General features: G+C 69.9%; 24 protein-coding genes and 1 other RNA gene. 13 read left to right on the forward strand and 12 right to left on the reverse strand.

Features of this window, described 5'->3' with window-relative positions:
• The first annotated feature begins 94 nt into the window (after positions 1-94).
• Both smpB and FNH24_RS22990 read left to right on the forward strand, forming a co-directional pair.
• On the forward strand, positions 95-601 hold the full coding sequence (smpB, locus tag FNH24_RS22985; protein ID WP_152364578.1) for an SsrA-binding protein SmpB: 507 nt from the start codon (positions 95-97) through the stop codon (positions 599-601).
• 4 nt (positions 602-605) lie between these two features.
• Positions 606-2,492 carry a DUF2207 domain-containing protein gene (locus FNH24_RS22990; RefSeq protein ID WP_161606272.1) on the forward strand — a complete coding sequence of 629 codons (1,887 nt, stop codon included), beginning with the start codon at positions 606-608 and terminating at the stop codon, positions 2,490-2,492.
• A gap of 48 nt (positions 2,493-2,540) precedes the next feature.
• Here FNH24_RS22990 and FNH24_RS22995 read toward each other — a convergent pair whose 3' ends face one another.
• Complete coding sequence (locus FNH24_RS22995) at positions 2,541-2,912, reverse strand: FKBP-type peptidyl-prolyl cis-trans isomerase (RefSeq protein WP_152364580.1); 372 nt, start codon at positions 2,910-2,912, stop codon at positions 2,541-2,543.
• Positions 2,913-2,999: 87 nt separating this feature from the next.
• Between FNH24_RS22995 and FNH24_RS23000 the strand changes: the two genes are divergently transcribed.
• Together FNH24_RS23000 and ssrA are read left to right on the forward strand one after the other, a co-directional pair.
• Positions 3,000-3,605, forward strand: coding sequence for a DUF1707 and DUF4870 domain-containing protein (locus tag FNH24_RS23000; RefSeq protein WP_152364581.1), 606 nt, complete (start codon positions 3,000-3,002; stop codon positions 3,603-3,605).
• A 121-nt stretch (positions 3,606-3,726) separates the two neighbouring features.
• Positions 3,727-4,097, forward strand: a transfer-messenger RNA (tmRNA) gene (gene ssrA / locus FNH24_RS23005).
• 239 nt (positions 4,098-4,336) lie between these two features.
• Here the strand turns inward: ssrA and FNH24_RS23010 are convergent.
• From FNH24_RS23010 to FNH24_RS23020, 3 genes are read right to left on the reverse strand one after another with little or no spacing between them, the layout of a single operon-like run.
• Positions 4,337-5,143: a hypothetical protein gene (locus tag FNH24_RS23010; protein ID WP_152364582.1), complete on the reverse strand. Its 807-nt coding sequence runs from the start codon at positions 5,141-5,143 to the stop codon at positions 4,337-4,339.
• Positions 5,144-5,190: 47 nt separating this feature from the next.
• Positions 5,191-6,825: an extracellular solute-binding protein gene (locus FNH24_RS23015; protein ID WP_152364583.1), complete on the reverse strand. Its 1,635-nt coding sequence runs from the start codon at positions 6,823-6,825 to the stop codon at positions 5,191-5,193.
• Between the two features lie 2 nt (positions 6,826-6,827).
• Positions 6,828-9,317 (reverse strand): polysaccharide lyase 8 family protein, encoded by a 2,490-nt coding sequence (locus FNH24_RS23020; protein WP_152364584.1) that lies wholly within the window; start codon positions 9,315-9,317, stop codon positions 6,828-6,830.
• A 265-nt stretch (positions 9,318-9,582) separates the two neighbouring features.
• Here FNH24_RS23020 and FNH24_RS23025 point away from each other — a divergent pair, with 265 nt between their 5' ends.
• On the forward strand, positions 9,583-10,722 hold the full coding sequence (locus FNH24_RS23025) for an ROK family transcriptional regulator (RefSeq protein ID WP_246187058.1): 1,140 nt from the start codon (positions 9,583-9,585) through the stop codon (positions 10,720-10,722).
• Here FNH24_RS23025 and FNH24_RS23030 read toward each other — a convergent pair.
• Complete coding sequence (locus FNH24_RS23030) at positions 10,708-11,307, reverse strand: TetR/AcrR family transcriptional regulator (RefSeq protein ID WP_152364586.1); 600 nt, start codon at positions 11,305-11,307, stop codon at positions 10,708-10,710. The genes FNH24_RS23025 and FNH24_RS23030 overlap by 15 nt on opposite strands.
• A 99-nt stretch (positions 11,308-11,406) precedes the next feature.
• Here FNH24_RS23030 and FNH24_RS23035 point away from each other — a divergent pair, with 99 nt between their 5' ends.
• A complete protein-coding gene (locus tag FNH24_RS23035) occupies positions 11,407-11,988 on the forward strand; it encodes a dihydrofolate reductase family protein (RefSeq protein ID WP_152364587.1) in 582 nt (193 codons plus the stop codon).
• A gap of 104 nt (positions 11,989-12,092) precedes the next feature.
• Positions 12,093-12,986, forward strand: coding sequence for a dihydropteroate synthase (gene folP, locus FNH24_RS23040; protein ID WP_152364588.1), 894 nt, complete (start codon positions 12,093-12,095; stop codon positions 12,984-12,986).
• 166 nt (positions 12,987-13,152) lie between these two features.
• Here folP and FNH24_RS23045 read toward each other — a convergent pair whose 3' ends face one another.
• Complete coding sequence (locus FNH24_RS23045) at positions 13,153-13,365, reverse strand: DUF6186 family protein (RefSeq protein WP_152364589.1); 213 nt, start codon at positions 13,363-13,365, stop codon at positions 13,153-13,155.
• Positions 13,362-13,979, reverse strand: coding sequence for a hypothetical protein (locus tag FNH24_RS23050; protein WP_161606274.1), 618 nt, complete (start codon positions 13,977-13,979; stop codon positions 13,362-13,364). The genes FNH24_RS23045 and FNH24_RS23050 overlap by 4 nt, the downstream gene beginning before the upstream one ends.
• Before the next feature lie 182 nt (positions 13,980-14,161).
• Here FNH24_RS23050 and FNH24_RS23055 point away from each other — a divergent pair, with 182 nt between their 5' ends.
• Complete coding sequence (locus FNH24_RS23055; RefSeq protein WP_152364591.1) at positions 14,162-14,815, forward strand: hypothetical protein; 654 nt, start codon at positions 14,162-14,164, stop codon at positions 14,813-14,815.
• Positions 14,816-14,838: 23 nt separating this feature from the next.
• On the opposite strand, the gene FNH24_RS23060 is transcribed toward FNH24_RS23055, so the two are convergent.
• Complete coding sequence (locus FNH24_RS23060) at positions 14,839-16,020, reverse strand: glycerate kinase (RefSeq protein ID WP_152364592.1); 1,182 nt, start codon at positions 16,018-16,020, stop codon at positions 14,839-14,841.
• Positions 16,021-16,107: 87 nt separating this feature from the next.
• On the opposite strand from FNH24_RS23060, the gene FNH24_RS23065 reads away from it, so the two are divergent.
• From FNH24_RS23065 to FNH24_RS23075, 3 genes are read left to right on the forward strand one after another with little or no spacing between them, the layout of a single operon-like run.
• Positions 16,108-17,520 (forward strand): NAD-dependent malic enzyme, encoded by a 1,413-nt coding sequence (locus FNH24_RS23065; RefSeq protein ID WP_152364593.1) that lies wholly within the window; start codon positions 16,108-16,110, stop codon positions 17,518-17,520.
• Positions 17,521-17,527: 7 nt separating this feature from the next.
• Positions 17,528-17,968 carry a VanZ family protein gene (locus tag FNH24_RS23070; RefSeq protein WP_161606275.1) on the forward strand — a complete coding sequence of 147 codons (441 nt, stop codon included), beginning with the start codon at positions 17,528-17,530 and terminating at the stop codon, positions 17,966-17,968.
• The gene (locus FNH24_RS23075; protein WP_152364595.1) at positions 17,961-18,524 is read left to right on the forward strand and encodes a YqgE/AlgH family protein; all 564 of its coding nucleotides are present in this window, start codon (positions 17,961-17,963) and stop codon (positions 18,522-18,524) included. The genes FNH24_RS23070 and FNH24_RS23075 overlap by 8 nt, the downstream gene beginning before the upstream one ends.
• Positions 18,525-18,533: 9 nt before the next feature.
• On the opposite strand, the gene FNH24_RS23080 is transcribed toward FNH24_RS23075, so the two are convergent.
• From FNH24_RS23080 to FNH24_RS23095, 4 genes are all read right to left on the reverse strand, one after another.
• The gene (locus tag FNH24_RS23080; protein WP_152364596.1) at positions 18,534-19,355 is read right to left on the reverse strand and encodes an ABC transporter permease; all 822 of its coding nucleotides are present in this window, start codon (positions 19,353-19,355) and stop codon (positions 18,534-18,536) included.
• Positions 19,355-20,185 carry an ABC transporter permease gene (locus FNH24_RS23085; RefSeq protein ID WP_152364597.1) on the reverse strand — a complete coding sequence of 277 codons (831 nt, stop codon included), beginning with the start codon at positions 20,183-20,185 and terminating at the stop codon, positions 19,355-19,357. The genes FNH24_RS23080 and FNH24_RS23085 overlap by 1 nt, the downstream gene beginning before the upstream one ends.
• The gene (locus tag FNH24_RS23090; RefSeq protein ID WP_152364598.1) at positions 20,182-21,165 is read right to left on the reverse strand and encodes an ABC transporter ATP-binding protein; all 984 of its coding nucleotides are present in this window, start codon (positions 21,163-21,165) and stop codon (positions 20,182-20,184) included. The genes FNH24_RS23085 and FNH24_RS23090 overlap by 4 nt, the downstream gene beginning before the upstream one ends.
• A gap of 465 nt (positions 21,166-21,630) precedes the next feature.
• A complete protein-coding gene (locus FNH24_RS23095) occupies positions 21,631-22,341 on the reverse strand; it encodes a suppressor of fused domain protein (protein WP_152364599.1) in 711 nt (236 codons plus the stop codon).
• A gap of 386 nt (positions 22,342-22,727) precedes the next feature.
• On the opposite strand from FNH24_RS23095, the gene FNH24_RS23100 reads away from it, so the two are divergent.
• Entirely contained in the window at positions 22,728-24,860 is a 2,133-nt protein-coding gene (locus tag FNH24_RS23100; protein ID WP_152364600.1) for a DUF7927 domain-containing protein, read from the forward strand.
• Positions 24,860-26,416, forward strand: coding sequence for an RNA polymerase sigma factor (locus FNH24_RS23105; protein ID WP_152364601.1), 1,557 nt, complete (start codon positions 24,860-24,862; stop codon positions 26,414-26,416). Before FNH24_RS23100 ends, FNH24_RS23105 begins: the two co-directional genes overlap by 1 nt.
• Positions 26,417-26,423 lie beyond the last annotated feature (7 nt).

Raw genomic sequence — 26,423 nt, forward strand, 5'->3', positions numbered from 1 at the left:
TCGGTGGCCGGCGTGGCGGCCGGAAACGCGTCGACAGCCATGGTGCGGCGGCGGATACTCTTGCAAGCTGACGTAGACACGGCGAGGACGGACGATGGCGAAGAAGACGACGAAGAACGGCAAGGCGGGCAAGGACCCGTCCGGCCGGACGATGGTGGCGCAGAACCGCAAGGCGCGCCACGACTACGCCATCGGCACCACCTACGAGGCCGGGCTGGTGCTGACCGGGACCGAGGTGAAGGCGCTGCGCGAGGGCCGGGCCTCGCTGGCCGATGCCTTCGCCACCGTGGACGACGGGGAGGTCTGGCTCCGGTCGGCCCACATCCCCGAATACAGCCACGGCACCTGGACCAACCACGCCGCCCGCCGGACCCGCAAGCTGCTGCTGAACCGGCGCGAGATCAACCGGATCGAGCGGGACCTGGGCTCGGCCGGCACGACACTGGTGCCGTTGTCCCTCTACTTCCTCGCCGGCTATGCCAAAGTGGAACTCGCGGTCGCGACCGGCAAGCGGGAGTACGACAAGCGTCAGACCCTGGCCGAGCGCGAGTCGCGCCGGGATGCCGAACGGGCCCTCGCGGCCCGGAACAGGGGTGAATGAGTCGATGCCGCGGATCGCGCGCCGGGTCAGGGTGGCGGCCGTCAAGCCGGTCCCACGATCACTGATCTTGATCCTGGCTGCGATGATCATCGTCGCCGGCCTGTCCCTGGCCGTGACCGGCCGGGCCTTCGGCGCGTCGGACCAGATCGAGTCGTACAAGATCGACTACCGGGTGGACACCGCCGGGGTGCTGCGGGTCACCGAGACGATCGCGTACGACTTCGGGTCGTCGGGCCGGCACGGGATCGACCGCAACCTGATCACCCGGGAGAAGTACGACGACGAGAACGACGCCGTCTACGACGTCAAGATCATCTCGGTGCAGAGCCCGACCGGCGCCCCGACCCAGTACGAGACGTCGACTACCGAGGAGGACGGCGGCCGGTCTGAGGTCACCCGGGTCCGGATCGGCGACCCCGACGAGACCGTGTCCAGCTCGGAGACGTACGAGATCAGCTACGAGGTCCGCGGCGCGATGCGGACCTCGAACTCCTACGACGAGCTGTACTGGGATGCGATCGGCACCGGCTGGAACGCCGACATCAACGACGTGGCGATCACCGCGACGGTGCCCGGCGGTGCGCAAGACACCAACTGCTACGTCGGCCTGGCGACCAGCCGGACCGAGTGCGACCAGCAGTCCAAGGCCGGCTCCGAGCAGGCCACCTTCAGCCAGTCCGCGCTGACCGCGGGCGAGGGGATGACGATCGCGGTCAAGATCAAGTCCGGCCTGATCACTGACAACAAGCCGCATCTGGAGCCCGACGGCTCCAAGCTCAGCCCCGGCGAGATGATCATCGCCGGCGTGATCGTGGCGCTGGGCGCAGCGGTGATGATCCTGCCGCCGATCATCGGCGTCCTCTGGTGGCGCCGGAACGGGCAGGATCAGCGCTACGCCGGCCTGGCACCCGGCACGGTGCCGCTGCAGGGGCAGCCGAGCCAGGTGGTCCGCAACGACCCGAAGATGCAGATCCCGGTGGCGTTCTCGCCGCCGCGGGTGCCGGTGGCCGAGGCGGGCCTCTTGGTCGACGGAGTTGTTGATCACCGGGAGACCGCGGCGACGATCATCGACCTCGCGGTCCGCGGCGCGCTGACCGTGCAGAGCGAGGGGGAGAGCGACTTCCGGGTCACCCTGGTGGATCCGAGCCGGGCCACGGCGCCGCACGAGATGACGCTGCTGACCAAGTTGTTCGACGGCCAGCCGGCGGGGACGGTCAAGGACCTGTCGGCGCGCGGCACGATGGTCGCGGCGCACACCGCGATGCAGACCGCGGTCCGCAATCAGGTCGCGCAGCGCGGCTGGTTCGTCAAGCTGCCGTCGGCGACCACGGCCGGCGGCGTCGGGTTCGGCGTCGTGATCTTCGGCGTCTTCCTGGCGTTCACGTTCGGGCTGCCGATCCTCTGGCTGGTGATCCCGCTGGCCCCGTTGATCATCACGCTGCTGGTGCTCCGGTCGAAGCTCCGCCGCGGCCGGCGCACCCCGGACGGGCGGGCCATGTGTGATCAGGCCGAGGGGTTCCGGCTCTACCTGGAGACGGCCGAGGCCGAGCAGTTGCGGTTCGAGGAGGGCGACGACATCTTCTCCCGCTATCTGCCCTGGGCGATCGTGTTCGACCTGGCCGACCGGTGGGCGCAGATCTGCGCCAGGCTGGTGGCGCTCGGCCGGATCCCGGACACGACCCCGTACTGGTACTCCGGCAACTACTCCAGCCTGAGCAGCTTCAACACCGGCTTCATCACCGGCAGCCTGATCACCGCTTCGAGCCCGGTCGCCAGCAGCTCCGGCGGCGGCGGCTTCAGCGGCAGCGGCTTCGGCGGCGGCAGCTCGTTCTCGGGCGGCGGCGGCTTCTCCGGCGGCGGTGGGGGCGGCGGAGGCGGCGGCAGCTGGTAGCCACCGCCGCACCGCCCTCCCGACGAGAGCGAGGCCTGCGACTTCGGGTCAGCGAACTCCGAGCAGGTCAACCACGAAGATCAGGGTCTCGCCCGGCGCGATGGCGTTGCCGGCGCCCCGGTCGCCGTACCCGAGATGCGGCGGGATGACGAGCTTGCGGCGCCCGCCCACCTTCATCCCGGCAACCCCCTGGTCCCAGCCCTGGATCACCCGGCCGGCGCCCAGCGGGAAGTCCAGCGGCGCGCCGCGGTTGTAGCTCGCGTCGAACTCCTCGCCGGTCGAATGGGCCACGCCCACGTAGTGCACGCTCACCTGGGTGCCGGGCGCCGCCTCGGCGCCGTCGCCGACGGTGAGGTCGGTGATCTCGAGGTCGGTCGGGGGCGGTCCGTCAGGAAAGTCGATCTCCGGTTTTTCGGTCATAGCCCCACACCCTATGAGGGGGTTCGCGGGACCACTCAGGGGAGTGCCCGATGGTCTGGCGGGCGTCGATCGATCAGGCTGGTGCCCATGACTTCCGCATTCGAACATCCCAGCCTGAAGATGCCGGTCACCGACGATCAGCGGGACCGCGCCGAGCAGTGGCTGCAGGAGGCGTACGCCGAGGGTCGGATCACCGAGCAGGAATTCGACCGGCGCATCGGCCAGGTGATCTCCGCCGGCACCCGGCGCGAGCTGAACGAGGCCTTCTTCGGCCTGGTCCATGTCCCCAGCTCGTCCAAGGCGCTCGGGGTCCATCCGGCCTACCAGCCGATGATCCGGCCGGAGACCAAGCAGCAGGCCGGCCGCGGCGTCGCCGGCCTGGCGCACTTCTCGGTCTTCTTCCTCTGGATCTTCGGGCCGCTGCTGTTCTTCGCGCTGTCCCGCGAGGGCAGCTACCCGCGGAAGGAAGCCGCCAAGGCGTTCAACTTCCAGCTGATCTCGATGGTCTCCTTCATAGCCGCCGCGATCCTGAGCAATGTCGTGCCGTTCGACATCTTCGACTGGATCTTCCCGCTGATGGGCGTCGGCTGGCTGGTGCTGACGATCATCGGCGGTGCCAAGGCCCTGCAGGGCGAGGACTGGAAGAACCCGGTCAAGTCGGTGATCAAGGTCGAGGCGCTGAAGGAGCGCTGACCTCGGCGTACGACAGGGGAAAGGGCCGGCATGGGCGGAACATGCTGGCCCTTCGTCGCGTTGTAAACCATGCTGCACTCTCTGGGTCCCTTGAGCTAGAGTGGGCAGGCACAACTCAACAGGGGGTGATCGGTTTCGACTTGGGACGATAGTTCCAGGGGAAGCGGGCCGAGGATCCAAGGTCATCTCGTAAACGACTCCTTGGAAACCAATAAGTGCCACTGAAAAGCGCACTGACTTCGCTCTCGCTGCCTGAGCAGTGATCGAAGGGTCAGACCGGGCGTGCCTCCGTCCCGGACCCTGGCCTCATCTAGGAGGCTTACCGGTTCCAGCTGCGTCTTAGGGCTGAACAGGGACATCTACTGAGACTGGGCTTGTCTGCAACGTGCTAGCGCGAGTGCAGGAGCCGAGTAAAACGACTTGCTAGCTGCGCCCGGAGAAGACCTGGTTCGTCGCTCGAGGACGCGGGTTCGATTCCCGCCACCTCCACCCGCGAATGAGCGGACCCTGCTCGGTGCCCTGACGGGCACCTTCGCAGGGTCCGCTTCTGTCTGCCGGGGGACCGAGTCCCCCGAACCCCCTACGTTCCTACCGTGCCGGGTTCCTGCCCCGTTGAGTTCCGCCGAGACGCCAGAAGTGCACGTGGTTTGGCGGCGTGTCGGAGCAGAAGTGGCGGGTCGATCGCGAAGCGTTGTCCGAGTTCGGTGCTGTCCGACCGGGTCGCGATGAGGTCAGTAGGCTTCGGCGCCGACCGCCTTGCGGAAGGTGGCGGCGCAGAAGGCGGTCCAGTTGGTGCCGGAGCTGGCTACGGTGCCGGACGTCTGGCCGATGCGGCGCAGGACCTCGGTGGAGTGGGCGCTGGTCTCGGGGCCCCAGTCGCCGTCGACGGCCGTCCCCTTCGCCCAGACGAAGCGGCAGGCGGCTTGCAGGATGTACGTCTGGCTGGTCGAGCCGGTGTTGTAGCGGGCGTTGGTCGGCGAGCCGTAGACCGCGTTGTCGGCGTGGATGTGGTTGTGGTGATCGGCGTTGTCGTAGTAGGTCAGGACGTGCTGGAAGTAGCGGGCGAAGCTGCAGGCCAGACCCCAGTAGCGGGTCCGGTACAGCTCGGCGTTCGCGGTGCCGTTCCACTGGTCGTAGCGGCAGGACATCAGCTTGGTGATGCCCTCGGCGTTCCGGAACCGGTAGCGGCCCAGATCGAACGCCCGGCCCTGCCCGTGCATGCCGGGCTTGTTGACGTACGCGCCGTAGGAGAACACCTCGACTGGCGCGCCCCAACTCTCGGGCACGTTGTAGGAGGTCCACCGTTTCCAGGTCGACAGCTGGTTGTAGAAGGTGTCGTTGAACTGGAGGGTGACCGGATTGCCGGTCGGCTCGTAGTAGAACTTGCAGTCCGGGCTGTCCAGCGTGCTGTGGCCGGTCAGGGCGTGGGCGGTGTCACCGCCGGCGGCCCAGCCGATGGTGCCGGCGGCCAGGGCCGCGCCACCGGTCAGCAGCAGCTCGCGCCGGGTTCGTCGTGGAGTCGGGGTGGATTCGGGCATGGGTCGTCCTCTCGCAGATTGGTTGTGCGGTGGAAACTCGGCGGCGGTCAGGAGCCCCCGGACTGCTGCAGCGACTCGGCGTATTCGGCGGCGATGGTGTCGCCGCCGTCGCGCTTCCAGGCGGCGACGGCCTCGTCCCAGTCCCGCAGAGTGCGCTGCCCGCGCATGATCTCGTCCTGCAGGCTCGTGATCGTCTTGCCCAGGTTGGCGGCCTTGGTCTCCTCGGTCGCTGAGTAGAGTCCCGCCGTCGGCCAGGGGGCCGAGACGGTGACCGCCGACTCCTCGGCCCGATACTCGGCCTCGGCGATGTCGGGGTAGCCGGCGACGTAGTGCACCCGGGGCGGCGACATCACGTAGCCGATGTTGAAGAGCTCCGCCTTGCCGTCCTCGCCGAGCACCGGCTCACCGTTCACCCGGGTGTGGTGGAAGCCCTCCTCGCCGTACGCGATGAACAGGCCCTCCTCGGTGCCGAACGGCGCGGCGAGGTAGTCCAGCATCCGCAGCAGCTCGTTGATCCGATCGGGCTCGGCCTGCTTGAGCGCGGTGGTGCACAAGATCGCCGGACCGAGATACTGCGCCGCGGGACCGCCGCCCTCCCACTTCGGCGGGCGGACCACGGCCACGGTCTGGTTCGGATCATGATCTTTGACGGCCTGCGCGCTGGGGAAGAAGGCGCCCGGTCCGCTGACCATCCGGACCGTGCCGGCCGCGATCCAGGCCGTCACCTGGGCGCTGACCGAACTGAACGAATCGGGATGGAACACGCCCTCCTTCCACATCTGAGCCAGGATGTCGAGCGCCTGCCGATACTCATCGGTGGTGTAGTCCCGAATGAACTTTCCGCCGTCGACCCGCCAGGTGTTCGGGGTGCCGATCATCTGGTTGACGTAGCCGAGCATGTTTCGCGGCGACCGCTCGGCCCAGTGGTTGTTCTTGGCATCGGTGAGCTGCCGGAACATCTCGCGGAACTCCTCGCCGTTGCTCGGCTCGATCGAGACGCCGAGCTCCTTGGCGATGTCGTCCCGGATGATCAACGACACGGTCTGCGGCGTCCGGTGCTGCGGGATGCCGTAGATCGCGTTGTGATACACCCCGGCCGGCCAGCTGATCGTCGGAATGTTCGCCAGGGCAGGAAAGTCCTTGATCGCGGCACCGCTCAGGTGCTCGGTCAGGTCGGCGAACTTCGCTTTGAGCAGGCCGGGCAGCTGGGTGGTCTGATAGAGCTGGACGACGTCGGGCAGTTCGCCGCCGGCCAGGATGGTGGCGAGCTTGGCCGGGAAGTCCCCGGTCGGCGCGCCGAGGATCTTGATCTCCGCGCCGAGCCGCGACTCCAGCGCCTGCCAGTAGCGGTTGTCGTTACGCTCCCGGACCACGTTGTTGATGATCGCCGCAGCGGTGACCGGATCGCCACTGGTGATCGGCTTCGCGCCGGTGATCGACTTCGGCTCGGCCGGATAGCTGAAGAACGCCGGCTGCAGACCGGCCGCGGAAGCGGGCAGATCGCCGGCGACCCCGGTGAAGGGTACGTACTCCGGCAGGGCGACTCCGGTCCGGGAGACCTGGCCTCCGGTCGAATCCGGCCCGCTGGTGCAGCCGGCGAACAGGCCGCCGGCGCCGACCGCGAGCGCGGCGGCCGCGGTGCCGCGGAGCAGTCCCCGCCGGCTGAACAGCTGATCGTTCATGATCAACGCGTCCTTCTCTTGGTCAGGCGGGCCCGGTGGGTTCGGCCGTCGCGATCACTCGTGTCGACCTGGACGGTGATCTTGGTGCCGGCGGCCGACACCTCGACGGTGGGATCGGCCGACAGCGGTTGAAAGCCGACGCCGTCGAGCGTGACGGTCACCGCGTCGACGTTGTGCGCCGGATTGGCCACGCCGATCAGGAGCTCGTCCCGCTGTGACGTGAGGGCGACGGAGCAGAGCTTGGACGCCGACACGGTGCCGCCGGTCAGTGGTCCGGCCAGCCGTACGGACTCGGCCGGATCGGGGATGCCGAAGAAGTTGACGCCGGTGAAGCCCGAGGCGGCCGCATACACGGCGTGGGTGTAGTTGGACTGGGCCAAGATCATCACGCCCGGGTCCCGCTGCCGCTGTTCGGTCACCGCGGCGCTGGCTCCCGGCAGGATCAGGTACGCATAGCTGCCGGCGTTCGGGTCCTTGCCGTGGGCGAAGTACAGGGTCAGATAGCGCCGGGTGTGGGGAGTGTCGTCGTGGCCGGACCAGTAGTGGTTGATGTCCAGCCAGGTCCCGGTCCGTTCCTGCCGCAGGGCGACCAGGTCGGCCGGGGTGCCGGCGGCCGGATCGAGCAGGACGTAGCCGGCCACCGAGGCCAGGTGGGCCCAGGCCGGGCGGCCGAGGTTCGCGGTCCAGCCCTGGTCGGCCGGCTGCCGGACCCCGTCGATGATCAACGCGTTGGACCCGGAGTCGGACAGGTTCCGGTTTTCCATGATCGTTTCGATCGGGTACGAGCCGTCGCCGACGATCCCCGAGCCGAGGGCGACGACCGCGTCGTCCAGGCAGAACCAGGACTTGTTGCCGCGCAGCGCCGAACCCTCGCCCGGCCCGACGATCTTCTGGCCGACCACCGCCCGCACCCCGTCGGCAGAGGCTCCACCGGCGAAGGAGGCCGTGGTGTTCCGTTCGCCCATCTCCGGCAGCGGTCGGCGCTCGGTGGTGATGCCCGGCAGCCGCATCGGGTCGACCGTCGGCCAGAACACGTCGGAGAACTGGGCGTTGTCGCCGGTCAGATAGAGATAGTTCATGCCGCGGCCCTGATTCCAGCCGCGCTTGTTCTCGCCGGTCGACATCGCCTCGTAGGCGGAGATCCCGACCCGGCACATGGCGACGGTGAAGGCCCAACCGGGGCGGCGATGGATCGATCGGGCCATGCTCGGGATCAGCAGGTGGCCGGGTGGCTCGGGGGCCGGCCGGAGGGTCGGGTCATCGAGGACCGAGCGGAACAGGCCGAGCCGGCGCAGGTTCGAGGTGGCCAACGGATCGAGGAAGGTGGCCCGTTCGAACCAGCCGCGGCACCGTTCCCGCCAGGCCTTGGCCCGGTCGGCGGGCACGGCGCCGGCGAGGGTGAGGATGCCCTCGGCGATGTCCAGCGCCGGACCGTGCTCCACCCGATCCCGGCGGGAGGTCGCCCGGCCGCAGATATGGGAGAACGCCTGGTTGTCATAGACCACCGGCGCGTAACAGTTCTCCACCGCGTCGAAGATCAACTCCACGTCGCCGGTCAGCTCCCAGGTCGAGCCGGCGAGCAACGCCAGCAGGACGCTGAGGTCGCGCAGCAGTCCGGAGCCGTAGGTCCCCGTGTAGGGCTGGCTGTTGTGCTGGATGAACCCACCGTCGCGATGGAACCCGTCACCCTTGGTCGTGTAGACGAACACCTCGGCCAGGGCGGCGACTGCGTCCTCGAGCCGCGCCGCGGAGCGGCCGTTGATACCGCGGATGATCACCGCCTCGCAGAGATCGACCCGGTTGGCGCCGGTGGACAGCTTGCGCTTCGGATCGCCGATCGGATAGTTGTAGCGCGGGTCGGGCACGTACCAGTCGATCGCGGCGCAGTAGGCCGCAAGATCATCGGGCTCGGCGTCGTCGCCCAAGATCGCGAAGACCCCGGCCAGATACTGCGGAATGGCGATCTCGTTGTTGTACCAGTTGCCGGACTCCGGAATGCCGTCGGCGTAGTTGTGGGTGAGCACGGTGCGGGCGCCGGCCGCGATCGCGGCGAACAGCGCGGCGTCGTCGTGATGGCGGGAGCCCTCGGTGGCCCACGCGATGCCCATGCTCCGCAGCTGACTGGCGGTGGACGCGACATTCCTTGATCGATTCGGGTCGGACAGGTCGTACGGCAGCTTCGTGAACACCGCGGTCCGGTTCGGATCCGGGTCGAGGTCCGCCACGTAGCCGTCCACCGCGGCATCCTGGGCCGCGATCGCGGCGCGTACGCGGTCGTCGGTGAGATCCTGAACGCCGCCGGTGAGGAAATCGACCCACCACCGGCGCAACCGGGCGAACTCCGCGTCGTCGGCCCAGGCCGGGGTCGGCCGGCCGAGCACGGCGGCGGCGGTCAGGCCGGTGGCAGCACCGGTCGCTCCCAGCAGGAAGCCGCGCCGGGACACGTCCGGTCGGGCCGCTTCGGGATGGTCGGGTGGCGAATCGATGATCATGGGCGGGCTCCTCGGGCTCGGATCGACCGATGGGCTGCAGAGTGGGCCACACCGGTGCCCGCACACCGGTGGCTTCCCCACCGTCCCGTCGCTGGGCCGGATCAGGAATGGCCGTCACATTACGTCGGGTTCCGGCATAAGGTCAAGAGATTGTCGGATCCTGCCACTTGTATCCGTTATGTGTAACGTATTCATTGGCAGGAGCGTTATGATCGGTAGTCGGTCAAACAGCACGCGAATCACGAGTGAGGTGAAGGGAGTGGTCATGGTCGCCGGGTCGACGACGGGTGCCGATCCCGCCCTGCTGCGCCGGTTGAACACCGAGTTGGCCCTGCGGACCGTGCGCGACCTGGGGGCGATGACACTGGCCGAGGTGGCCCGGGTCGCCGGGTTGGCGCGGTCCACCACGGCGGACGTGCTCGGTGACCTGGTCCGGTCCGGCATCGTCGCGGAACTGCAGCCGGCCAGCGGGCGATCCGGCCGGCCGGCCCGACGCTACGCGTTCCGGGCCGAGGCCGGCTATCTCGCCGGGGTGGGCATCGACGCCACGGGCGTCCAGGTCGTGGTCTGCGATCTCTCCGGTCGCGTGGTCGCCTCCCGTGCCGGCGAGATCGACGATCGGCACCGCGCCTCGCCGATCCGGATCGCCCGCCAGGCGGTCGAGGACGGACTGCGGGAAGCGGGGGTCAAGCCGCGACTGCTGCGAGCGGCCGCGGTCGGGATTCCGGGTGTCGTCGGCGCCAAGGGCGACATCCTGATCTGTCACGGGCATCCGGACTGGGTCGGTGTTGATCTTGCGGCCGGGCTGGGTCAGGAGCTGCGATGTCCTGTGCTGGTGGAGAACCGGGGCCGGATGGCGGTCCTCGGTGAGGTGTGGCGGGGGATCGGCGACGGGGTTCAGGATCTGATCTTCGTCCATGCCGGCGCGCGAAACGGCGTCGGCGTGATCGCCGGCGGCGTCCTGCTCCAGGGCCGGCACGGTGCGGCCGGCGAGATCGGGCATCATCCGGCTCTGCACTGGGCCGGCCAGCAGCGTTACGGCGACGACCTGGCCGCCCTGTTTCCCGGGCTCGGCCTGGAGGAGGCGACCGTGGCCGCCTTCGCCGCGGCCGCAACCGGTGATCATCGCGCGGGCCGCCTGGTCGAGCACTACGCCGATGATCTCGCGGCGGGCATCAACGCGCTGGTGTTGATCTTGAACCCGGAGCTGGTGGTGATCGGCGGCCCGATCACCCGCGGCGGCGAGACCGTCCTGGAACTGCTGCGGTCCCGGGTGGAGGAGGTGGCGCTGTTTCCACCCAAGGTGCGATTCTCCGAGCTCGGCGACGACGTCGTCGCACTCGGCGCCGCCCGCCGGGCCCTGCTTCAGATCGACGAGAACCTGCTCGAACTAGCCCGACCCTGACCGCCCCCATGAAGCAGGGGTCGCGGAGCGGACGATCTGCTCGACCAGGTCACCGACGGTGCCGTCGTCGGCCAGCACGCCCGGCAGGGTCAACTGCTCGATGACCAGTCCGTTCAACGCGAGGTAGAGCAGGATCACCGTGCAGCGATCACCGGGCAGGCCGGAGGCGGCGTGGTTGGTGACGTTGAACTCGAGGTCCTCGCGGACCCGACGCGTCAGCATCTGGTGCAGTGCCGGCCGCCGGGTGGCCTCGAGCCGGAGCTCCAGCAGGGCGAGGTAGACCGAGCGGCGATCGATCAGGCGCCGCACCACCGCGCGCATCACCGCGATGAGTTGATCAAGGTCCGCCGGTCCGGCCACCGACCGTTCGAGCTCCTCCGCGTCGGGCGCGAAGCGGAGATACAGGTGGGCGCCGACCTGGGTCAGCAGGTCGTCCCGGCCGGCGAAGTAGTTGGACGCGGTGCCGACCGGCACGCCCGCCCGGGCGTCGACGGTGCGGAAGGTGAGGCCGCGGGCTCCGTCGGCGGCGAGCACCTCGATCGCGGCGTCCAGCAGGGCGGTCCGGCGGCCCGGGTTGCTGACCATCGTGTGCTCCGTTTCTTGTCGCTTGCGCTAACCACTACGTCTGGAGTAGTTTACATCCACGTCAACTGTAGTGGTTAGCCACTGGACTTCGGAGGAACCGTGCGAACCCTGACCTATTTCGTCGCCACCACCATCGACGGCTTCTGCTGCGGCCCGGACGGGTCCTTCGATTTCTTCCCGTTCGAGCCGGACACGCAGGAACTCGTCTCGAATCGCTTTCCCGAGACGTTGCCGGCCGCCGTCCGCGCCATGCTCGGCATCGACGACGCCGAGAACCAGCAGTACGACGCGATCCTGCAGGGCAAGGGCTCGTACCAGATCGCCCTCGACGAGGGCGTGACCAGCCCGTACCCGCACGCGAAGCAGTACGTCTTCTCGACCAGCCTGGCCGCCGACCTCGATCCGGCCGTGACCGTCGTCGGCACCGATCCATGCGATTACGTCCGCGGGCTCAAGCAGGAGCCGGGGCTCGGACTGTGCCTGCTCGGCGGGCCCGGCATCGCCGGGGTGCTGCTGCCGGAGATCGACGAGTTGATGATCAAGCGCTATCCGATCATCGCCGGGCACGGGAAGCCGCTCTTCGCCACCGGGTTCGATCCGCAGGGGTTCACCCGGGCCTGGTCCCACTCCTTCGACAGCGGCGCCGACTACACGCTCTTCCGCCGGGTCGGACAGGGTTGATCACGACCGGCCCCGGCCGGATGTCAGGATGTCCGGATGAGACCACCCCACGGCGTTCTCCTCCTCCGCTGCGTTCCCCCGGACAACGTCGCGGGGACCCCGGGATGAGCCTGTCGTTGCCGCCGCTGACCACGCCGGTGCGGATGATCGGCGGACGCCGCTTCGACTTCGCGCGCGAGATCGCCGTGATGGCGATCGTCAACCGGACTCCCGACTCGTTCTATGACGGCGGTCGGACCTACGAGCTGGACCGGGCGGTCGAGTCGGCCTGCACGGCCGCGGCCGCGGGTGCGGACTGGGTCGACATCGGCGGCGTGCCCTTCTCGCCGGATACGCCGTCGGTGGGCGAGAGCGAGGAGCTCGACCGTGTGCTGCCGGTGATCACCGAGACGGCGCGACGCAGCAACGTGGTGATCTCGGTCGACACCGTCCGGCCCGAGGTCGCGCGGCAGGCGGTCCTGGCCGGGGCGGCGGTGATCAACGACACCAGTGGGCTCCATGATCACGAACTGGCCGAGGTGGTCGCCGAGTCCGGAGCGACGCTGGTGATCACGCACTCGCTGGCCGCGCCCGGTCAGCACCTGCGGCGGCCGCGCTACGACGACATCGTGACCGAGGTGCGCCAGTTCCTGGCCGATCGGGTCAACCTGGCGATGGCGCTCGGAGTGCCGGAGGAGCGGATCGTGATCGACCCCGGTCATGATCTGAACAAGAACACGCTGCACTCGCTGGAGCTGACCCGGCGGATGGACGAGATCGCCGTGCTCGGCCTGCCCCTGCTGGCAGCCGTGTCGAACAAGGATTTCATCGGCGAGGCCACCGGCCTGGACAAGCCCGACCGGCTGGCCCCGTCCATCGCCGCCGCCACGATCTGCGTCTGGCAAGGCGCCCGGATCCTGCGGATGCACGACCCCGCCGCCGCCACCGCCGCCGCGACCATGATCGAAACCATCGCCGGCTTCGCCGACCCCCAATACCTCCGCCACAACCTCGACTAACCGCCGACCCGCCACAAACGCACCGGCTTTTGCGGTGTGTCGGTGCACAAGTGACGTCTCGGCGTGACGTCGGGAGGGGCGGAGTCGGGTCGGGGAGGTCGGAGTCGGGCGGCCCGGGGTGGCACCTCGCCGGCCAGCAGGTGATCGGCGCCGGAGGGGTCGACGCTCAGCGCGGCAGCGGCGGGGTGACCAGAAAGTGCCAGCCCAGCCACCACCAGAAGGCGATGATCACGATCCGGGCGATCCGGGATCGCAACGTTCGGTCGAGCACGGTGGCGAAGGTGGCGACGACGGTCGGCCGCAGCCAGCTGAGGATGATCAGCACGACCAGACCCGCGGCCGCGAGACCGTACGCGGTCAGAATGATCACCCGGCTCATCGGGGCAGCCTTCGGTCAGCCTGCGCGGAGGCTGCCGGCCGCCAGGCGCGGCGGAGCAGCGCGATCCCGCCGCAGACCCAGGCCGCGGCGAACGCGAGCCGGCCGGGATCGGTGTCCAGCAGCGGTCCGACCAGATCCGACACGGCCGGGAACGCCAGTTGGGCGCCGACCCCGGTCCGGCTGAGCAGATAGGCCCCCACCTCGAAGGCACAGGCCAGGATGCAGACCGCGGCCCAGGCGACGCGGCCCCGGTCGAGCGCCGGGTCGGCGGCCGGGATCCGGGGCGTACGGCTCGCCGGCCAGGCCATGATCAACGCGAGCACTCCGGCCGCCCCGATGATCACGGCCAGGGCGGTGGAGTAGCGCGGCGCGGCGGCCAGCGGGACACCGACCGCCACGGCGATGATCGCGAGCACCGGGGTCGGCGGCAGCCACCGGTCCCGGCTCGGCAGCCGGCGCGCCAGCCCCAGACCGTCGATGATCAGCACGACCGGCAGCACCGTGAAGATCACCGCCTCCGGATACGCGCCGCGGATGAACTGGAGCAGCGCCATCACCAGGCACAGGACGAGCCAGAGCCAGCCCCGGCGGAGCTCCGTAGCCCTGATCATCACCTGACCCACCGTAACTCCGTCCGGCCGCGGGTGAAGGATTTGGCCAGGGGCAGCGAATCGGGAGCATTCCCGTGCGGTGGCGGAGAACGTCGCGCCACGCGGCGCGGGCAAACCTGTTCGGGGTCGGAACGGCAGTAGAGTCGCTGCACTCGGGGCCAGCATCCAGAGCTGAGGGGGAGTCGATGACGGACTCCGGATCTCCAGAAAATGCCACCGTCGCGAAGGGGCAGCGTGGGCCGGATTTCGTCGTGCCCGAGCACGGGCCGCGACTCATCGACCCGAGACCACCCACGTTCACCCGGCCGACCGTCGCCTCGGCCGGGCCGGTGTTCCCGCGCGATGGCGTACCCGCATCCGGTGACGCACCGCCCGCCGGATCGCCGCCGAGCAGCGGCGCCCCACCCAGATCATCACCGCGATCCGGCCCGTCCCGGGTGCTGGTCGCCCTCCTCGCCGTCGCGGCCGCCGTGGTGGTGGTCGCCGGCGTCGGGATCGGCGTCGTGATCATGAACCCCGCGACGCTGCCCGTCCGGGCGCCGATGCCCGAGGACACCGCGCGGGCATTCGTCGAGGCGGCCTATCGCAGCGACTGCCCCGCGGTGCGGGCGACGATCACCGACGAGTTCTGGGACGGCGCCGGGCTCACCTGCCTCGACGTCAGCTTCCACGGCGTCGATTTCGCCGACACCACGGTGGCGGACTGGACCTTCACCGACACCGAGATCACCGGCAACGAGGCGAGCCTCACCCTCGATCCGCCGGGCGAGATCCCTTCCACCGCGCTGCGGATGCGGCTCGTTGACGGGACCTGGAAGATCACCAACTGGCAGTTCTAGAGCGTCGTGGCCCGAGTCATGGGTTACGAGACGTCGGGTTGCACGCGGCGGCCGATGGTTGCGCCGATCGGGCGGAGCAGGTCGGCGGCGTGGCGGATGCTGCGGTCGAGGTCGGGTTCCGCGTCGGACAGGGCGTACGCCTCGTCGAAGCCCGCGCTCAGGGCCTGCGCGGCGGAGAGTTGGTTGCGGCCGCAGACGGCGTACACCGTCGGTACGCCGGCGGCGCGGGCCCGGCGGGCGACGCCGACGGGGGACTTCCCGGCCAGGCTCTGGTCGTCCAGGCTGCCCTCGCCGGTGATCACCGCGTCCGCGCCGGCCAGACGCCGGTCCAGCCCGACCAGCTCGCAGACCAGGTCGATGCCGGGACGCATGCCACCGCCGAGGACGGAGAGCACGGCGAAGCCGACGCCGCCGGCGGCCCCGGCGCCGGGTGACTCGGCCAGCCGATCCGGATCGGCGGAACGCAGCGCTTCGGCGACCAGCCGGGCATAGCCGGCCAGAGCCCGGTCGAGCAGCGCGACGTCGGCGGCACCGGCGCCCTTCTGCGGCCCGAACACGGCCGCGGCACCGTCCGGGCCGAGCAGCGGGTTGCTCACATCGGCGGCCAGCACGATCCGGGTCGCGGCGATCCGCGGGTCCAGCCCGGCCAGGTCGACCCGGGCCAGCCGGGCCAGGCCGCCACCACCGGGCGGCACCGGGCGATCGTCGGAGTCGAGCAGCCGGGCGCCGAGGGCGGTCAGCAGGCCGGCGCCGCCGTCGGTGTTGGCGCTGCCGCCGACCCCGATCACGATCTCGGCGCAACCGGCATCCAGCGCGGCCCGGACCAGTTCGCCGGTGCCGGCGCTGGTCGCGGCCAACGGATCGAGCCGGTTCCGGCCGGCCGAGTCGCGCGGCAACACGCCGAGGCCGGAGGCGGTGGCCAGCTCGATCACCGCGATCGGCTTCCCGGTGTCGGACGGCCCGATCGCATAGGTCGCCCGTACCGGATCGCCGAGCGGGCCGGTCACCGCGACCGTCTCGGCCCGGAAGCCCGACCCGTCCGGCGCCGCGCTCAGCGCCGCCTCGACCGTGCCCTCACCGCCGTCGGCGACCGGGACCTGGTCGACCTCGATCGGCATCGTGGCCAGCCCGTCGGCCAGGGCGCGCGCGACCTCGACCGCGGTCAGCGAACCCTTGAACTTGTCCGGGGCGATCACGATGCGCATGCGCAGAGTTTCCCAGTCGGACCGAGCCTCACCACGCCCGGCCCGGATCACCCGACAGTGTCCAACCCGCCGTGAGAGGATCGGCGGGTGAACGCGCCCTCTGTCTCCTACTCGATCACGGTCCGACTGGAGGTCCCGGCCGGTGGCGGCGGAGTGGGTCAGTTGACCATGGCCGTCGAGCAGGCCGGTGGCGCGGTGACCGCGCTCGACGTCACCCGGTCCGGTCACGAGCGGCTCAGCATCGACGTGACCTGCGCCGCCCGGGACACCGAGCACGCCGATCAGCTGGTCGCGGTGATGCGGTCCGTGCCCGGCGTGGTGATCGGCAAGGTCAGCGACCGGACCTTCCTGATGCACCTCGGCGGCAAGATCGAGATGAACACCAAGCATCCGATCCGCAACCGTGATGATCTTTCGATGATCTACACCCCGGGGGTGGCCCGGATCTGCACGGCGATCGCCAAGAATCCCGAGGATGCGCGCCGGCTGACGATCAAGCGCAACAGCGTCGCGGTGATCACCGACGGTTCGGCCGTGCTCGGGCTCGGCAACATCGGGCCCAAGGCCGCGCTGCCGGTGATGGAGGGCAAGGCGGCCCTGTTCAAGCGGTTCGCCGAGATCGACGCGTGGCCGCTCTGCCTGGACACCCAGGACGTGGACGAGATCATCAACGTGGTCAAGGCGGTCGCGCCCGGTTTCGCCGGGATCAACCTGGAGGACATCTCCGCGCCGCGCTGCTTCGAGATCGAGGCCCGGCTGCGGGCGCAGCTGGACATCCCGGTCTTCCACGATGATCAACACGGTACGGCGATCGTCGTGCTGGCGGCGCTCTACAACGCGCTCCGGGTGGTCGAGAAGGATCTGTCCAAGATCAGGATCGTGATGTCGGGGGCCGGCGCGGCGGGCACCGCGATCATCAAGCTGCTGTTGGCCGCCGGTGCGACCGACGTGGTCGTCGCCGACATCGCCGGAGTGGTGCACCGCGGCCGGGAAGGGATCACCGGCGAACTCGCCTGGCTGGCTGAGCACACCAACAAGCTCGGCATCGACGGCACGCTGGCCGACGCCATCGTCGGCGCCGACGTCTTCATCGGGGTGTCGGCGCCGGGGGTGCTGACCGGAGCCGACGTGCAGCGGATGGCCGAGAAGGCGATCGTCTTCGCGCTGGCCAATCCGGAGCCGGAGATCGACCCGGCGGTGGCGATCCAGTACGCCGAGGTGGTGGCCACCGGGCGCTCGGACTTCCCCAACCAGATCAACAACGTGCTCGCCTTCCCGGGCGTCTTCCGCGGACTGCTCGACGCCCGGTCGACCGAGGTGGCGACGCCGATGCTGATCGCCGCGGCCAAGGCGCTGGCCGGCGTGGTCACCGACGACGAGCTGAACGCCGCCTACATCACGCCGAGTGTGTTCCACGCGGATGTGCACCAGGCCGTCGCCGCAGCGGTACGAGAAGCCGCGGGCGGCGGGCCGGAGCCGGTCGAAACCGAGGTCGCCTGAGCCACCGATGCCCCTGAATCCATCGATCAAGAGGCAGCCAGCGGCCGTCGGCGGTGGCTCCGCCGGCAGCCGGATCCTGCTCGGGTTGTTCGTGCTGGGCTGCCTGCTGCAGTTGATCGGTCTGTACCGGCCGACCGGGCCGCCGACGGTGGACGCGATTCCCTTCCTGGACAAACTCGGCCACGCCCTGGTCTTCGCCCTGCCGGTGGCGATGATCTTGCTCTACCCGGCGTCGCGCACCGGGCGCGGGTGGTCCGGTGTGTTCGGCGTGGTCGTGATCTTGATCTTCGCCGGGCACGCCGTGGTCAGTGAACTGCTGCAGGCCTGGCTGTTGCCCGAGCGCAGCGGCGATCCGTACGACGTCCTCGCCGACCTGACCGGCATCGCCATCGGGTACGGTACGGCGGTGCTGATCCAGCGACGGCGGCCGGGGGACCTCGGTGACTGAGGTGTCGCCCAAGCCCGGGCAACTGCTGGTCGCCAGCGTGCTGCTGACCGAGGGGATCTTCAGCCGCTCGGTCGTGCTGGTGCTGGACAGCGACGCCGACGGCGCCCTCGGGGTGATCATCAACGAGATCTCGCAGACCCGGCTGGAGTCGGTGCTGCCCGACTGGGTCGAGACGGTGTCGGAGCCCAAACTGCTGTTCGGTGGCGGTCCGGTGTCGCCGAACGGCGCGATCTGTCTGGCCAGCATCGCCCGGTCCGGCGAGGAGCCACCCGGCTGGCGGCGGTTGTTCGACGACATCGGCCTGCTGCACCTGGACACCCCGATCGAGATCGTCGCCGGCGCCTACGCCGACCTGCGGATCTTCGCCGGCTATGCCGGCTGGGAGCCCGGCCAGCTGCAGTCCGAGATCGCCGGCGGCATGTGGCACGTCGTCTCGGCGACCTACGCCGACGTCTTCGGTGGTCGCCCCGACGACCTGTGGCGCCAGGTCCTCCGCCGTCAACGCAACCGCCTCGCCTTCTTCTCCGCCTACACCGACGACGCCGACGTCAACTGAACCTCCCGGTCAGGATGACGCGCTGGAGTAGCGAGCCAAGGCCAGACGCCAGTGCAGGCGGGTGAGCAGGATGATCACCACCGCGGCCAGGATGACGCCGCCGAGCAGTGCCAGATCGACGCCGTGGCTGAGGAACTGCACCGGCAGGCTGGCCGCCGCTCCGATCGGCACCACGAAGATCAACACGGCCCGGATGGCCGACGGGAAGAAGGCCACCGGATAGCGGCCGGCGGTCAGCGCCTCGCGGACCAGGGTGTGAATGAACGAGGCCGCCTCGAACCAGAAGGCCAGATAGGACAGGTTGGCCCAGAGGCAGCCGATCATGGCCAGGCCACAGCCGAAGACGAGCACCGCCGCGATCACCCCGACCGGTGAGATCGGTGATCCCCACAGCCCGACGATGATCAACGCGACCCCGGCCAGGGCACCGGTGAACGCCGCCGGCTGGATCCAGCGGAAGGTGGTCAGCCACTGGGCCGAGGCCGGCCGGATCAGGATCGTGTCCAGCTCGCCCTCCCGGACATAGCCGTCGATCCGGGTCAGGTTCGGCGCGACGAAGGTGTTGAGCACGCCCATGGCGAGCTGGAACATGCCGGTGACGGCGATGATCTGCCCGCCGGTCCAACCGTTGATCTGCGAGGACGTACGGATGATCAACAGCACCGGGATCAGGCCGGTGGCGATCTCGGCCAGCGCGACCAGCCCGGTGGTCCAGGCCTGGGCCCGGAACTGCGCATCCCGCTTCAGGGCCTGGGTCAGGGCGGCGCGCCAGATCCGGCCGTGTCGAGCCAGTTGATCAAGAAGCCCGTCCCGGGCCGGTGGGGTGAACATCACGCGCCCACCGCCGAGTACGAACGCAGGCCGACCCGCCAGATCACCAGCGCGGCCACGGCGAAGACGATCAACCAGCCGACCTGCTGCGCGAATCCGAACAGCAATCCGCCCGGCACCTGGTCCAGCAGCACCTCCATCGGGAAGGAGAGCATGAACCGGAACGGCTGCCAGAGGGTGATTCCGGCGACCTCCGGCGGCATCAGGGCCAGCGGGACGACCGCCCCGGACAGCACCGGGGTCATGATCGAGATCGCCAGGTTGAACCCCTGGACATCCTCGAACCAGAACGCCAGCGAACCGCGCGCGATGTCGAAGATGTAGGCCATCGCCATCGCGATCAAGATCGCCAGCACGAACAGCAACCAGCGGGCCGGATCCCCGGGCACCGCCAGCCGGCCCGGCATCACGATGATCAGGATCAGGATCAGCGGCGCCAACAGCAGCAGCTTGATCGCCTTCTCGCCGAGGTTGTTCGCCAGCCCGTCGAGGTGGACCGAGGCCGGCCGGATCAGCCACTTGTTCAGCGAACCGTCCCTGATCATCTCGGCCAGGAACCAGGCCGTCCAGGACGAGGTGAGCATGTTCACCACGGCGACCAGGACGAAGTAGGTGGTCAGGAACTCGGCCGTGACGCCGATGGTCGCGCCGGCCGCCAGGGCCGCCTGCCACACCACGAGCGAGACCAGCGGGGTCAGCACCGACGCGATCTGCAGCAGCAGGAAGTCGCCGCGGTAGACGAAGGTCATGCCGATGTTCAGGGCCAGCACCCGGCCGAACACCCGGAGCTGCCGGACCGCGCCCGGCGCCGGCTTCGCCGCGGTGATCATCGGACCCCGCCGCTGAGCACGGCCCGCATCACCTCGTCGAGATCGGCTTCCCCGACCTCGACGTCCACCAGCTCGCCCCAGGCCGGCGCCGCCGACAGCACCGCGGTGATCCGGCTCCGCTCCGCCTCGAGCCGGACGATCGGTCCCTCGTTGTTGATCATGGAGGTGTCCGGTGGCAGGTCCGGCGGCAGCACCGGTGGCGCGGCGTAGGTGAGGGTGAGTCGTTTCGCCGGCCGGGTGGAGCGGATCAGGTCGGCCAGCAGGCCGTCGAAGCCCAGTCGACCGTGATCGACCAGCAGCACCCGCTCGCACAGCGCCTCGACATCGTCCATGTTGTGGCTGGTCAGGATGATCGTCGTCCCGTGCTGCTGGTTCACCTCACGCAGGAAGTCCCGGATCACCGCGGTGGACAGCACATCCAGCCCGATCGTCGGCTCGTCCAGGAACAGCATCTCCGGCTGATGCAGCAGGGCTCCGATCAGCTCGCATTTCATCCGCTCGCCGAGGGAGAGCTTGCGGACCGGGATGGTCAGCAGCTCACTGACCGACAGCATCTCGGCCAGGTCGGCCACCGAGCGGTCGAACGTGGCACGGTCGAGGTCGTACATCGCGCGATGGACCAGATAGCTGTCCATGGCCGAGACGTCCCACCAGAGCATGGATTTCTGGCCGAGCACGACGGCGATCCGGCGGAGGAAATCGAAGCTGCGTCGCCACGGCTCGTGGCCGAGCACCGAGACCGTACCGGAGCTGGGGCGGAGCAACCCGGAGAGCAGCTTCAGGGTGGTGGTCTTGCCGGCGCCGTTGCGGCCGAGCAGACCGACGAACTCGCCCGGTTCGAGGGTGAGGTCGAGCCCGTCCAGTGCGCGGCGGGTCTCGTAGGTGCGGCGGAACAGGCTTTTCACCGCCCCGCCGAGCCCGGGGGACTGGCGGTGGAAACGGTAGTCCTTGGTCAATCCAGAAGTAGTGATCACGGGCATGACGGCTCCTTGCTGCAACGTATCTGCGGCGCCGGGAAGGGTTGCTGACTGGCAGAAGATGTGCAGCCTGGAAGGAGGCGCCCGCGAAGACGCCGACAATCTGAGGTCCGGGCTGCGGACCTAGTTAGCTCGCCCGATCACGGGCCAAACCCTAGCGGAGGTCGCCCCGAACCACGGAGCGATTTATCGCGCCGCTCGTCGTCGACCCGTCACTTGTGCACCGACACGCCGCAGAAACGCGTGCATTAGTGGCGGGTCGGCGGAAAGAGAGAGTTCCGCCTGCGACCGGTCGGTTTGGGTAACGAACGTCGCAGGCGGAACCCTTTCTTGTTGCCGCACCGCAGCCGGTGGGGACGGCTGTCAGGGGGTACGGCATTCGGGGCCGGAACCGAGGCCCCTTGACCGGCGACTCACTGGCACCGGTCGATCTTGGCTACCCCTCTCGGTAGACGTGGGAAACGCGGCTCACAGCGGCATCGACGCCCGGTCGTAGTCGATCGGGTCGAAGTCCTCGCGTTCGTAGATCAACTTCTCGAACGCGGCCCAACCCTCGGCGTCGACGAACGTCGCCTCGGCCGTGGACACGGGGAGCAGCCAGTCGATGTTGACGGCCAGGCCGCCGCTGCGGAACCGGGCGAAGTCGGGCGGCAGGTGCGGCGGCTGGCCGAGGTAGAGCGAGTTCATCGTGGACAGGTCGGCCAGGACGGGGACGTTGCGGACGATGGTGCCGATCTCGGGCAGCTCGCGCAGGGCCACGACCATCCGGCCGTAATCCCCGAGCACGTACGGCAGCGCGCTGTGCCGCAGTCGTTCCGGGGCGATCATGATCAACTCGAGCCGGAAGCGCCCATCGGCGACCGGCGAGTCGAGGATGTAGTCGCTGAGGCCGAGCGTCGAGTAGATGACGGCCTCGTCGATCCGCCCCGGGGCGAACTCGACCACCTGGAAGCCGAGGTCGGCACCGGCCGGGTCGGTCGACCAGGCGGCGGAGACCGATCCGAGGTGACGCGTCAGGTGCCGGAACAGCCGGTCGGTGAGCCCGCCGATCGCCGTCGCGGCCACCGGCGCCCGGCCCGACCGGTCGGCGATCCGATCGGTCAGATTCGGGACGGCGGAGAGCGGGGCCACGGTGGGTTCGTCGCCGCAGTAGGGCGCATACGCCTGGGACTGGTACATCGTGCTCCTCCTCCGGTGGCTCGAGGTGGGAGGCCGCCAGATTCACCCTGGCGACCTCCCGCAGTGCGCCGGCCGGGGCAGTCGGACGCACCACATCCGCGGCCGCAGCCGACAACGGACCACCGCGCCAGCCCGGTTGGGTGGGAGCCGGCGCAGTGGGTGTTCGATCAATGGACGAGATCTCCCCGCCCTTTGACGCGTACGTCCTGTGATGTGAATCACGTGTCGGGCGGCGTCAAACGAGTCGGCCGGGCCACTCTGTGTCCGAGTGGCTGCGGGGTGACCTGCGGTCAGCCGTCGGGCCGTACGTGCAGCTACGGGGTCAGGTGTGCAAGAGTCGGAGAGTTCAGCGAGCAGCTGGATGTTCGGAGCGGGTTGGGGATGCTGTGAGTGGTAGGGGGCAGGGGCGCTCGACGCTGCCGAGCCGGGGTGCGACCGGCGACCTGCGCAGCCGCCGGGGAGACCGGTTTCGGCGAATCCTGGCGGGGCTCGCGGCGGTCGTCATCGGCCTCACCACCGGCGTTTCGCCGTCGCTGATCGACCCGCAGCCGGCCCGGGCGGCCCGGCTCGATCCGATCAGTTGCGGTCAGTTGTACGCCGTCGGTCAGCACGGAAACTCCCGGCACATCTTCACGGTGGACCGCGACGGCGGCGCGCTGACGGAGAACAACTCGGTCTCGCTGCCCGGGTGGCCGTCCCTGAACGCCCTGGCCGTGGACGCGGCCGGCGGCGCCTTCTGGATGGCCGGCCAGCAGTCCGGCCAGACCGGCACGATGATCGTCCGGGTCGAGGCCGAGACCGGGACCCAGAGCACCTTCGCGGCACCGCTGCCGGGGGCACCGGCCGGCAACGGCGGCCTGGTGATGGGAGCACTCAATCCCGACAACGGGATCTACTACTACGGCATGGTCAGCGACTCGAACGTGCTCTCCATCTGGGGCTTCGACACCGAGACCTTGACGCCCGTGCCCGGGATCATTGGGCGGGTCTCGCTCGGCAGCGGCCGCGGCGGCGACTTCGCCTTCGACAGCCGGGGCCGGTTGTACGTCGTCAGCCAGGGCATCCTGCTGGTGCTGAACGAGGAGATCCCCGCCCAGGGCTCGCCGGGCCCGGGCCCCGAGCTGGCCGGCAAGATCATCGCGGCACCGCCCGGCAACTCGGTCGGGTCGATGGCGTTCGGTCCCGACGGCTACGTCTACGTGGCGGGCGAGACCTTGTACCGGCTCAACCCGTCGACCGGCGCCGTCGCGGGCAGCGAGGAGCTCACCCCGGCGTCGGCCTCGATCGCCGACATGGCCTCCTGCGCCTCGCCGAACGTGATCACCCTGGTCAAGGACCTGCCCGAGGGTCGCCATCAGCCCGGTGATCAGTTCCGCCTGGCGATCACCGGCGGCGGGCTGGCCGGCGGCAACCGGGGCACGACCAGCGGCAGCAGGCCCGGAGTCCAGGACCGGACCGCGGGCGCGGTCGCCGGACCGGCGCTCGGCCTGTCCGGGACCAGCTACACGATCACCGAGTCCGCGGCCGGCAGCACCGATCTCGCCGACTACCGCAGCGCCTGGGAGTGCGTCGATCGGGCGTCCGGCGACGTCGTCGCCGCGGGCAGTGGGACCTCGGGCCGGTTCGAGCTTCCGGCCAGTACGGCCCGCGGCGCGGAGATCCGCTGCACCTTCACCAACCGCCCGCGCGCCGCCGGCAACGGCGCTCCCGACGTGGCGGTGTCGCAGTCGGTCGATCCGGTGTCGGGTTCGGTCGTGACGCCGGGGCAGGTGATCAACTACCGGCTGACGTTCCGCAACACCGGCACCGCGGCCGGTCCGGTGGCGATCGACGACGTGATCACCGGCGTGCTCGACGACGCGACCCTGACCTCGGCACCGGTCAGCAGCCACCGGTCGCTGACGGTCTCCGAGGTGATCGACGGCCGGTTCACCGTGTCCGGCCTGCTGGCCGCCGGCCGGACCGTGACGGTCGGCTACGCGGTCAAGATCAACCCGGACGGCCGGCGCGGCGACGACGTGCTGAGGGACTTCGTGGTGGCGGCCGACGCGGCCCCGCCGGCCGAGTGCGAGGCCGACAATCTGCTCTGCACCGAGAACCCGGTGCCGGCGCTCGCGGTGATCAAATCGGTCGATCCCGAGAACGGTTCGGAGGTCGCGGCCGGGCAGCGGCTGTCGTACGCGCTGAGGTTCACCAACACCGGCGCCGCCCCGGTCGCGGTCGGGTTCGACGAGGTGATCGCGGGTCTGCTCGACGACGCGACCCTGGTGACAAAGCCGACCAGTTCGGATCCGAGCGTGACCGTGTCCGCTGTGTCCGACGGTCGGATCCGCCTCGCCGGCAGCGTCAATCCGGGTGCGACCGTGACCGTCCGGTACGCGGTCGAGGTCAAGCCCGACGGGCAGCGGGGCGACGGCCGGCTCGCCGGCTTCTTGATCAAGACCGGCGACGACACACCCAGCGCGTGCCGGCCGCGGAACCCGAGCTGCACCGCGCACCCGATCGACGGCTCGAACTGATGGAAGGGCAGAGCGAGCCGGCCCACGACGATGCCGGACCGAGGGACCATGCCCTGGTCGAGTCCTACCGTTCCGGCAACCCGGAAGCGGCCGGCACGCTGTTCGAGCGGCATCGGAAGGCGGCGCTCGGCTACGCCCGCCACCTCGCCGGAGCATCGCACGCCGAGGACGTCGCCTCCGAGGCGTTCCTGAAGACGCTGCGGGCGATCGTGGCCGGCAACGGGCCCACCTCCAACTTCCGGTCCTACCTGCTCACCACGGTCCACAACACCTACGTGTCGCTGGTCCGGGCCGACGCGCCGTACGTGCTCCAGCCCGACTTCGACGCCGCCGCGATCGACGAGCCGACGGAGGACGAGGACGCTTCCCTGCGGGCGATCGCCGAGGCGTTCGCCGGTCTGCCCGAACGCTGGCAGACCGTGCTCTGGTACACCCTGATCGAGCGGCACACCCTGGACGAGACCGCGGCGGCGATGGGGATCACGGCGCAGGCCGCCGGATCGCTGCGCTACCGGGCCCGGAACGGTCTCTACCAGGCCGTGCTGGCCCAGCTGCCGAGCCGGGATGCCGAGTGCGCCGCCGTGCGCCGGCTGCTCAAGCGGGATCCGGATCAGCTCACCCGCCGGAACCGGCGGTTGATCAACGACCACCTGCCCGACTGCGACCCATGCAGCCGCGCCGCCAAGGCCGCGCCGTTCGGGGTCGCGCCGGCGCTGGCGATCCTGGCCGGCACCATGCTGGGCGGTGGCTACTTCTTGCTCGGTCCGCCCGAGTTGGCAGCCGCGGCCGCGGCGGTGCCGGTCGCGGCCGGCGGTGCCGGCGGCGGGCCGGCCGGTGGTCCCGGCGGTGGCAGCGGGGGAGGACCGCCGCCCGGCGGTGGCCTGGCCCGCAGCCTGGCCCTGCCCGGGGCGGTGGTCCTGGTGCTGGTGTTGATCATCGTCGCAGTGGCTCTCGGCCGGCCCCAGCCCGGCGAGGTGGCCGACGAGGCGCCGCCGCCCGCGCCGGTCGCGCCGGTTGCGCCGACCGAACCGGCCCCGACCGAGGCGCCGCCGACCGAACCCGCGCCGACCGAGCCGGCGCCGACCAGTTCCGCACCGACCCGGCCGCCGACCAGCCGGCCGCCGGCCCCGAGCACGCAGCCGCCGGCGGCCACTTCGCCGGCCCCGCCCGAGAGCACGGCGCCGGCCACCAGCGCACCGGCCGACTCGCCTCCGGTGCAGCAGGATCCGAGCTTCCGGAACGTCTCGGTCAGCAACCCCACCGCCGGGTCCTACGACATCACCTTCGAGCCCAGCGACGTGGCCGCTTCGACCACCATCGACTTCGTCGTCGCCGACCTGCGGGACGTCCGGATCAGTTGGGGGCCCGACATCCCGACCATGAGTTGCTCGGCGCCGGTCGAGGGGAAGTTCCGCTGCCAGGTCCGGGCGGCCGTCCCGGACGGCAAGGTGACCGTTCGCCTCCGGACCGGGTCGCCGCTCAAGGGATCGATGATCATGAGCGACTCCGAGCAGGGCGACGCCGACCCGAGCAACAACAAGATCACCTGGGGCTGAGCCCCGC

This window comes from Microlunatus speluncae, from assembly GCF_009299835.1.
In the GTDB taxonomy this organism is placed as follows: Bacteria; Actinomycetota; Actinomycetes; order Propionibacteriales; family Propionibacteriaceae; genus Microlunatus; species Microlunatus speluncae.

Coding starts and splice junctions, on each gene's coding strand:
- smpB (WP_152364578.1), top strand. CDS start 95: ATGGCGAAGAAGACGACGAAGAACGGCAAGGCGGGCAAGGACCCGTCC.
- FNH24_RS22990 (WP_161606272.1), top strand. CDS start 606: ATGCCGCGGATCGCGCGCCGGGTCAGGGTGGCGGCCGTCAAGCCGGTC.
- FNH24_RS22995 (WP_152364580.1), bottom strand. CDS start 2,912: ATGACCGAAAAACCGGAGATCGACTTTCCTGACGGACCGCCCCCGACC.
- FNH24_RS23000 (WP_152364581.1), top strand. CDS start 3,000: ATGACTTCCGCATTCGAACATCCCAGCCTGAAGATGCCGGTCACCGAC.
- FNH24_RS23010 (WP_152364582.1), bottom strand. CDS start 5,143: ATGCCCGAATCCACCCCGACTCCACGACGAACCCGGCGCGAGCTGCTG.
- FNH24_RS23015 (WP_152364583.1), bottom strand. CDS start 6,825: ATGAACGATCAGCTGTTCAGCCGGCGGGGACTGCTCCGCGGCACCGCG.
- FNH24_RS23020 (WP_152364584.1), bottom strand. CDS start 9,317: ATGATCATCGATTCGCCACCCGACCATCCCGAAGCGGCCCGACCGGAC.
- FNH24_RS23025 (WP_246187058.1), top strand. CDS start 9,583: ATGGTCGCCGGGTCGACGACGGGTGCCGATCCCGCCCTGCTGCGCCGG.
- FNH24_RS23030 (WP_152364586.1), bottom strand. CDS start 11,307: ATGGTCAGCAACCCGGGCCGCCGGACCGCCCTGCTGGACGCCGCGATC.
- folP (WP_152364588.1), top strand. CDS start 12,093: ATGAGCCTGTCGTTGCCGCCGCTGACCACGCCGGTGCGGATGATCGGC.
- FNH24_RS23045 (WP_152364589.1), bottom strand. CDS start 13,365: ATGAGCCGGGTGATCATTCTGACCGCGTACGGTCTCGCGGCCGCGGGT.
- FNH24_RS23055 (WP_152364591.1), top strand. CDS start 14,162: ATGACGGACTCCGGATCTCCAGAAAATGCCACCGTCGCGAAGGGGCAG.
- FNH24_RS23060 (WP_152364592.1), bottom strand. CDS start 16,020: ATGCGCATCGTGATCGCCCCGGACAAGTTCAAGGGTTCGCTGACCGCG.
- FNH24_RS23070 (WP_161606275.1), top strand. CDS start 17,528: ATGCCCCTGAATCCATCGATCAAGAGGCAGCCAGCGGCCGTCGGCGGT.
- FNH24_RS23080 (WP_152364596.1), bottom strand. CDS start 19,355: ATGTTCACCCCACCGGCCCGGGACGGGCTTCTTGATCAACTGGCTCGA.
- FNH24_RS23085 (WP_152364597.1), bottom strand. CDS start 20,185: ATGATCACCGCGGCGAAGCCGGCGCCGGGCGCGGTCCGGCAGCTCCGG.
- FNH24_RS23090 (WP_152364598.1), bottom strand. CDS start 21,165: ATGCCCGTGATCACTACTTCTGGATTGACCAAGGACTACCGTTTCCAC.
- FNH24_RS23095 (WP_152364599.1), bottom strand. CDS start 22,341: ATGTACCAGTCCCAGGCGTATGCGCCCTACTGCGGCGACGAACCCACC.
- FNH24_RS23105 (WP_152364601.1), top strand. CDS start 24,860: ATGGAAGGGCAGAGCGAGCCGGCCCACGACGATGCCGGACCGAGGGAC.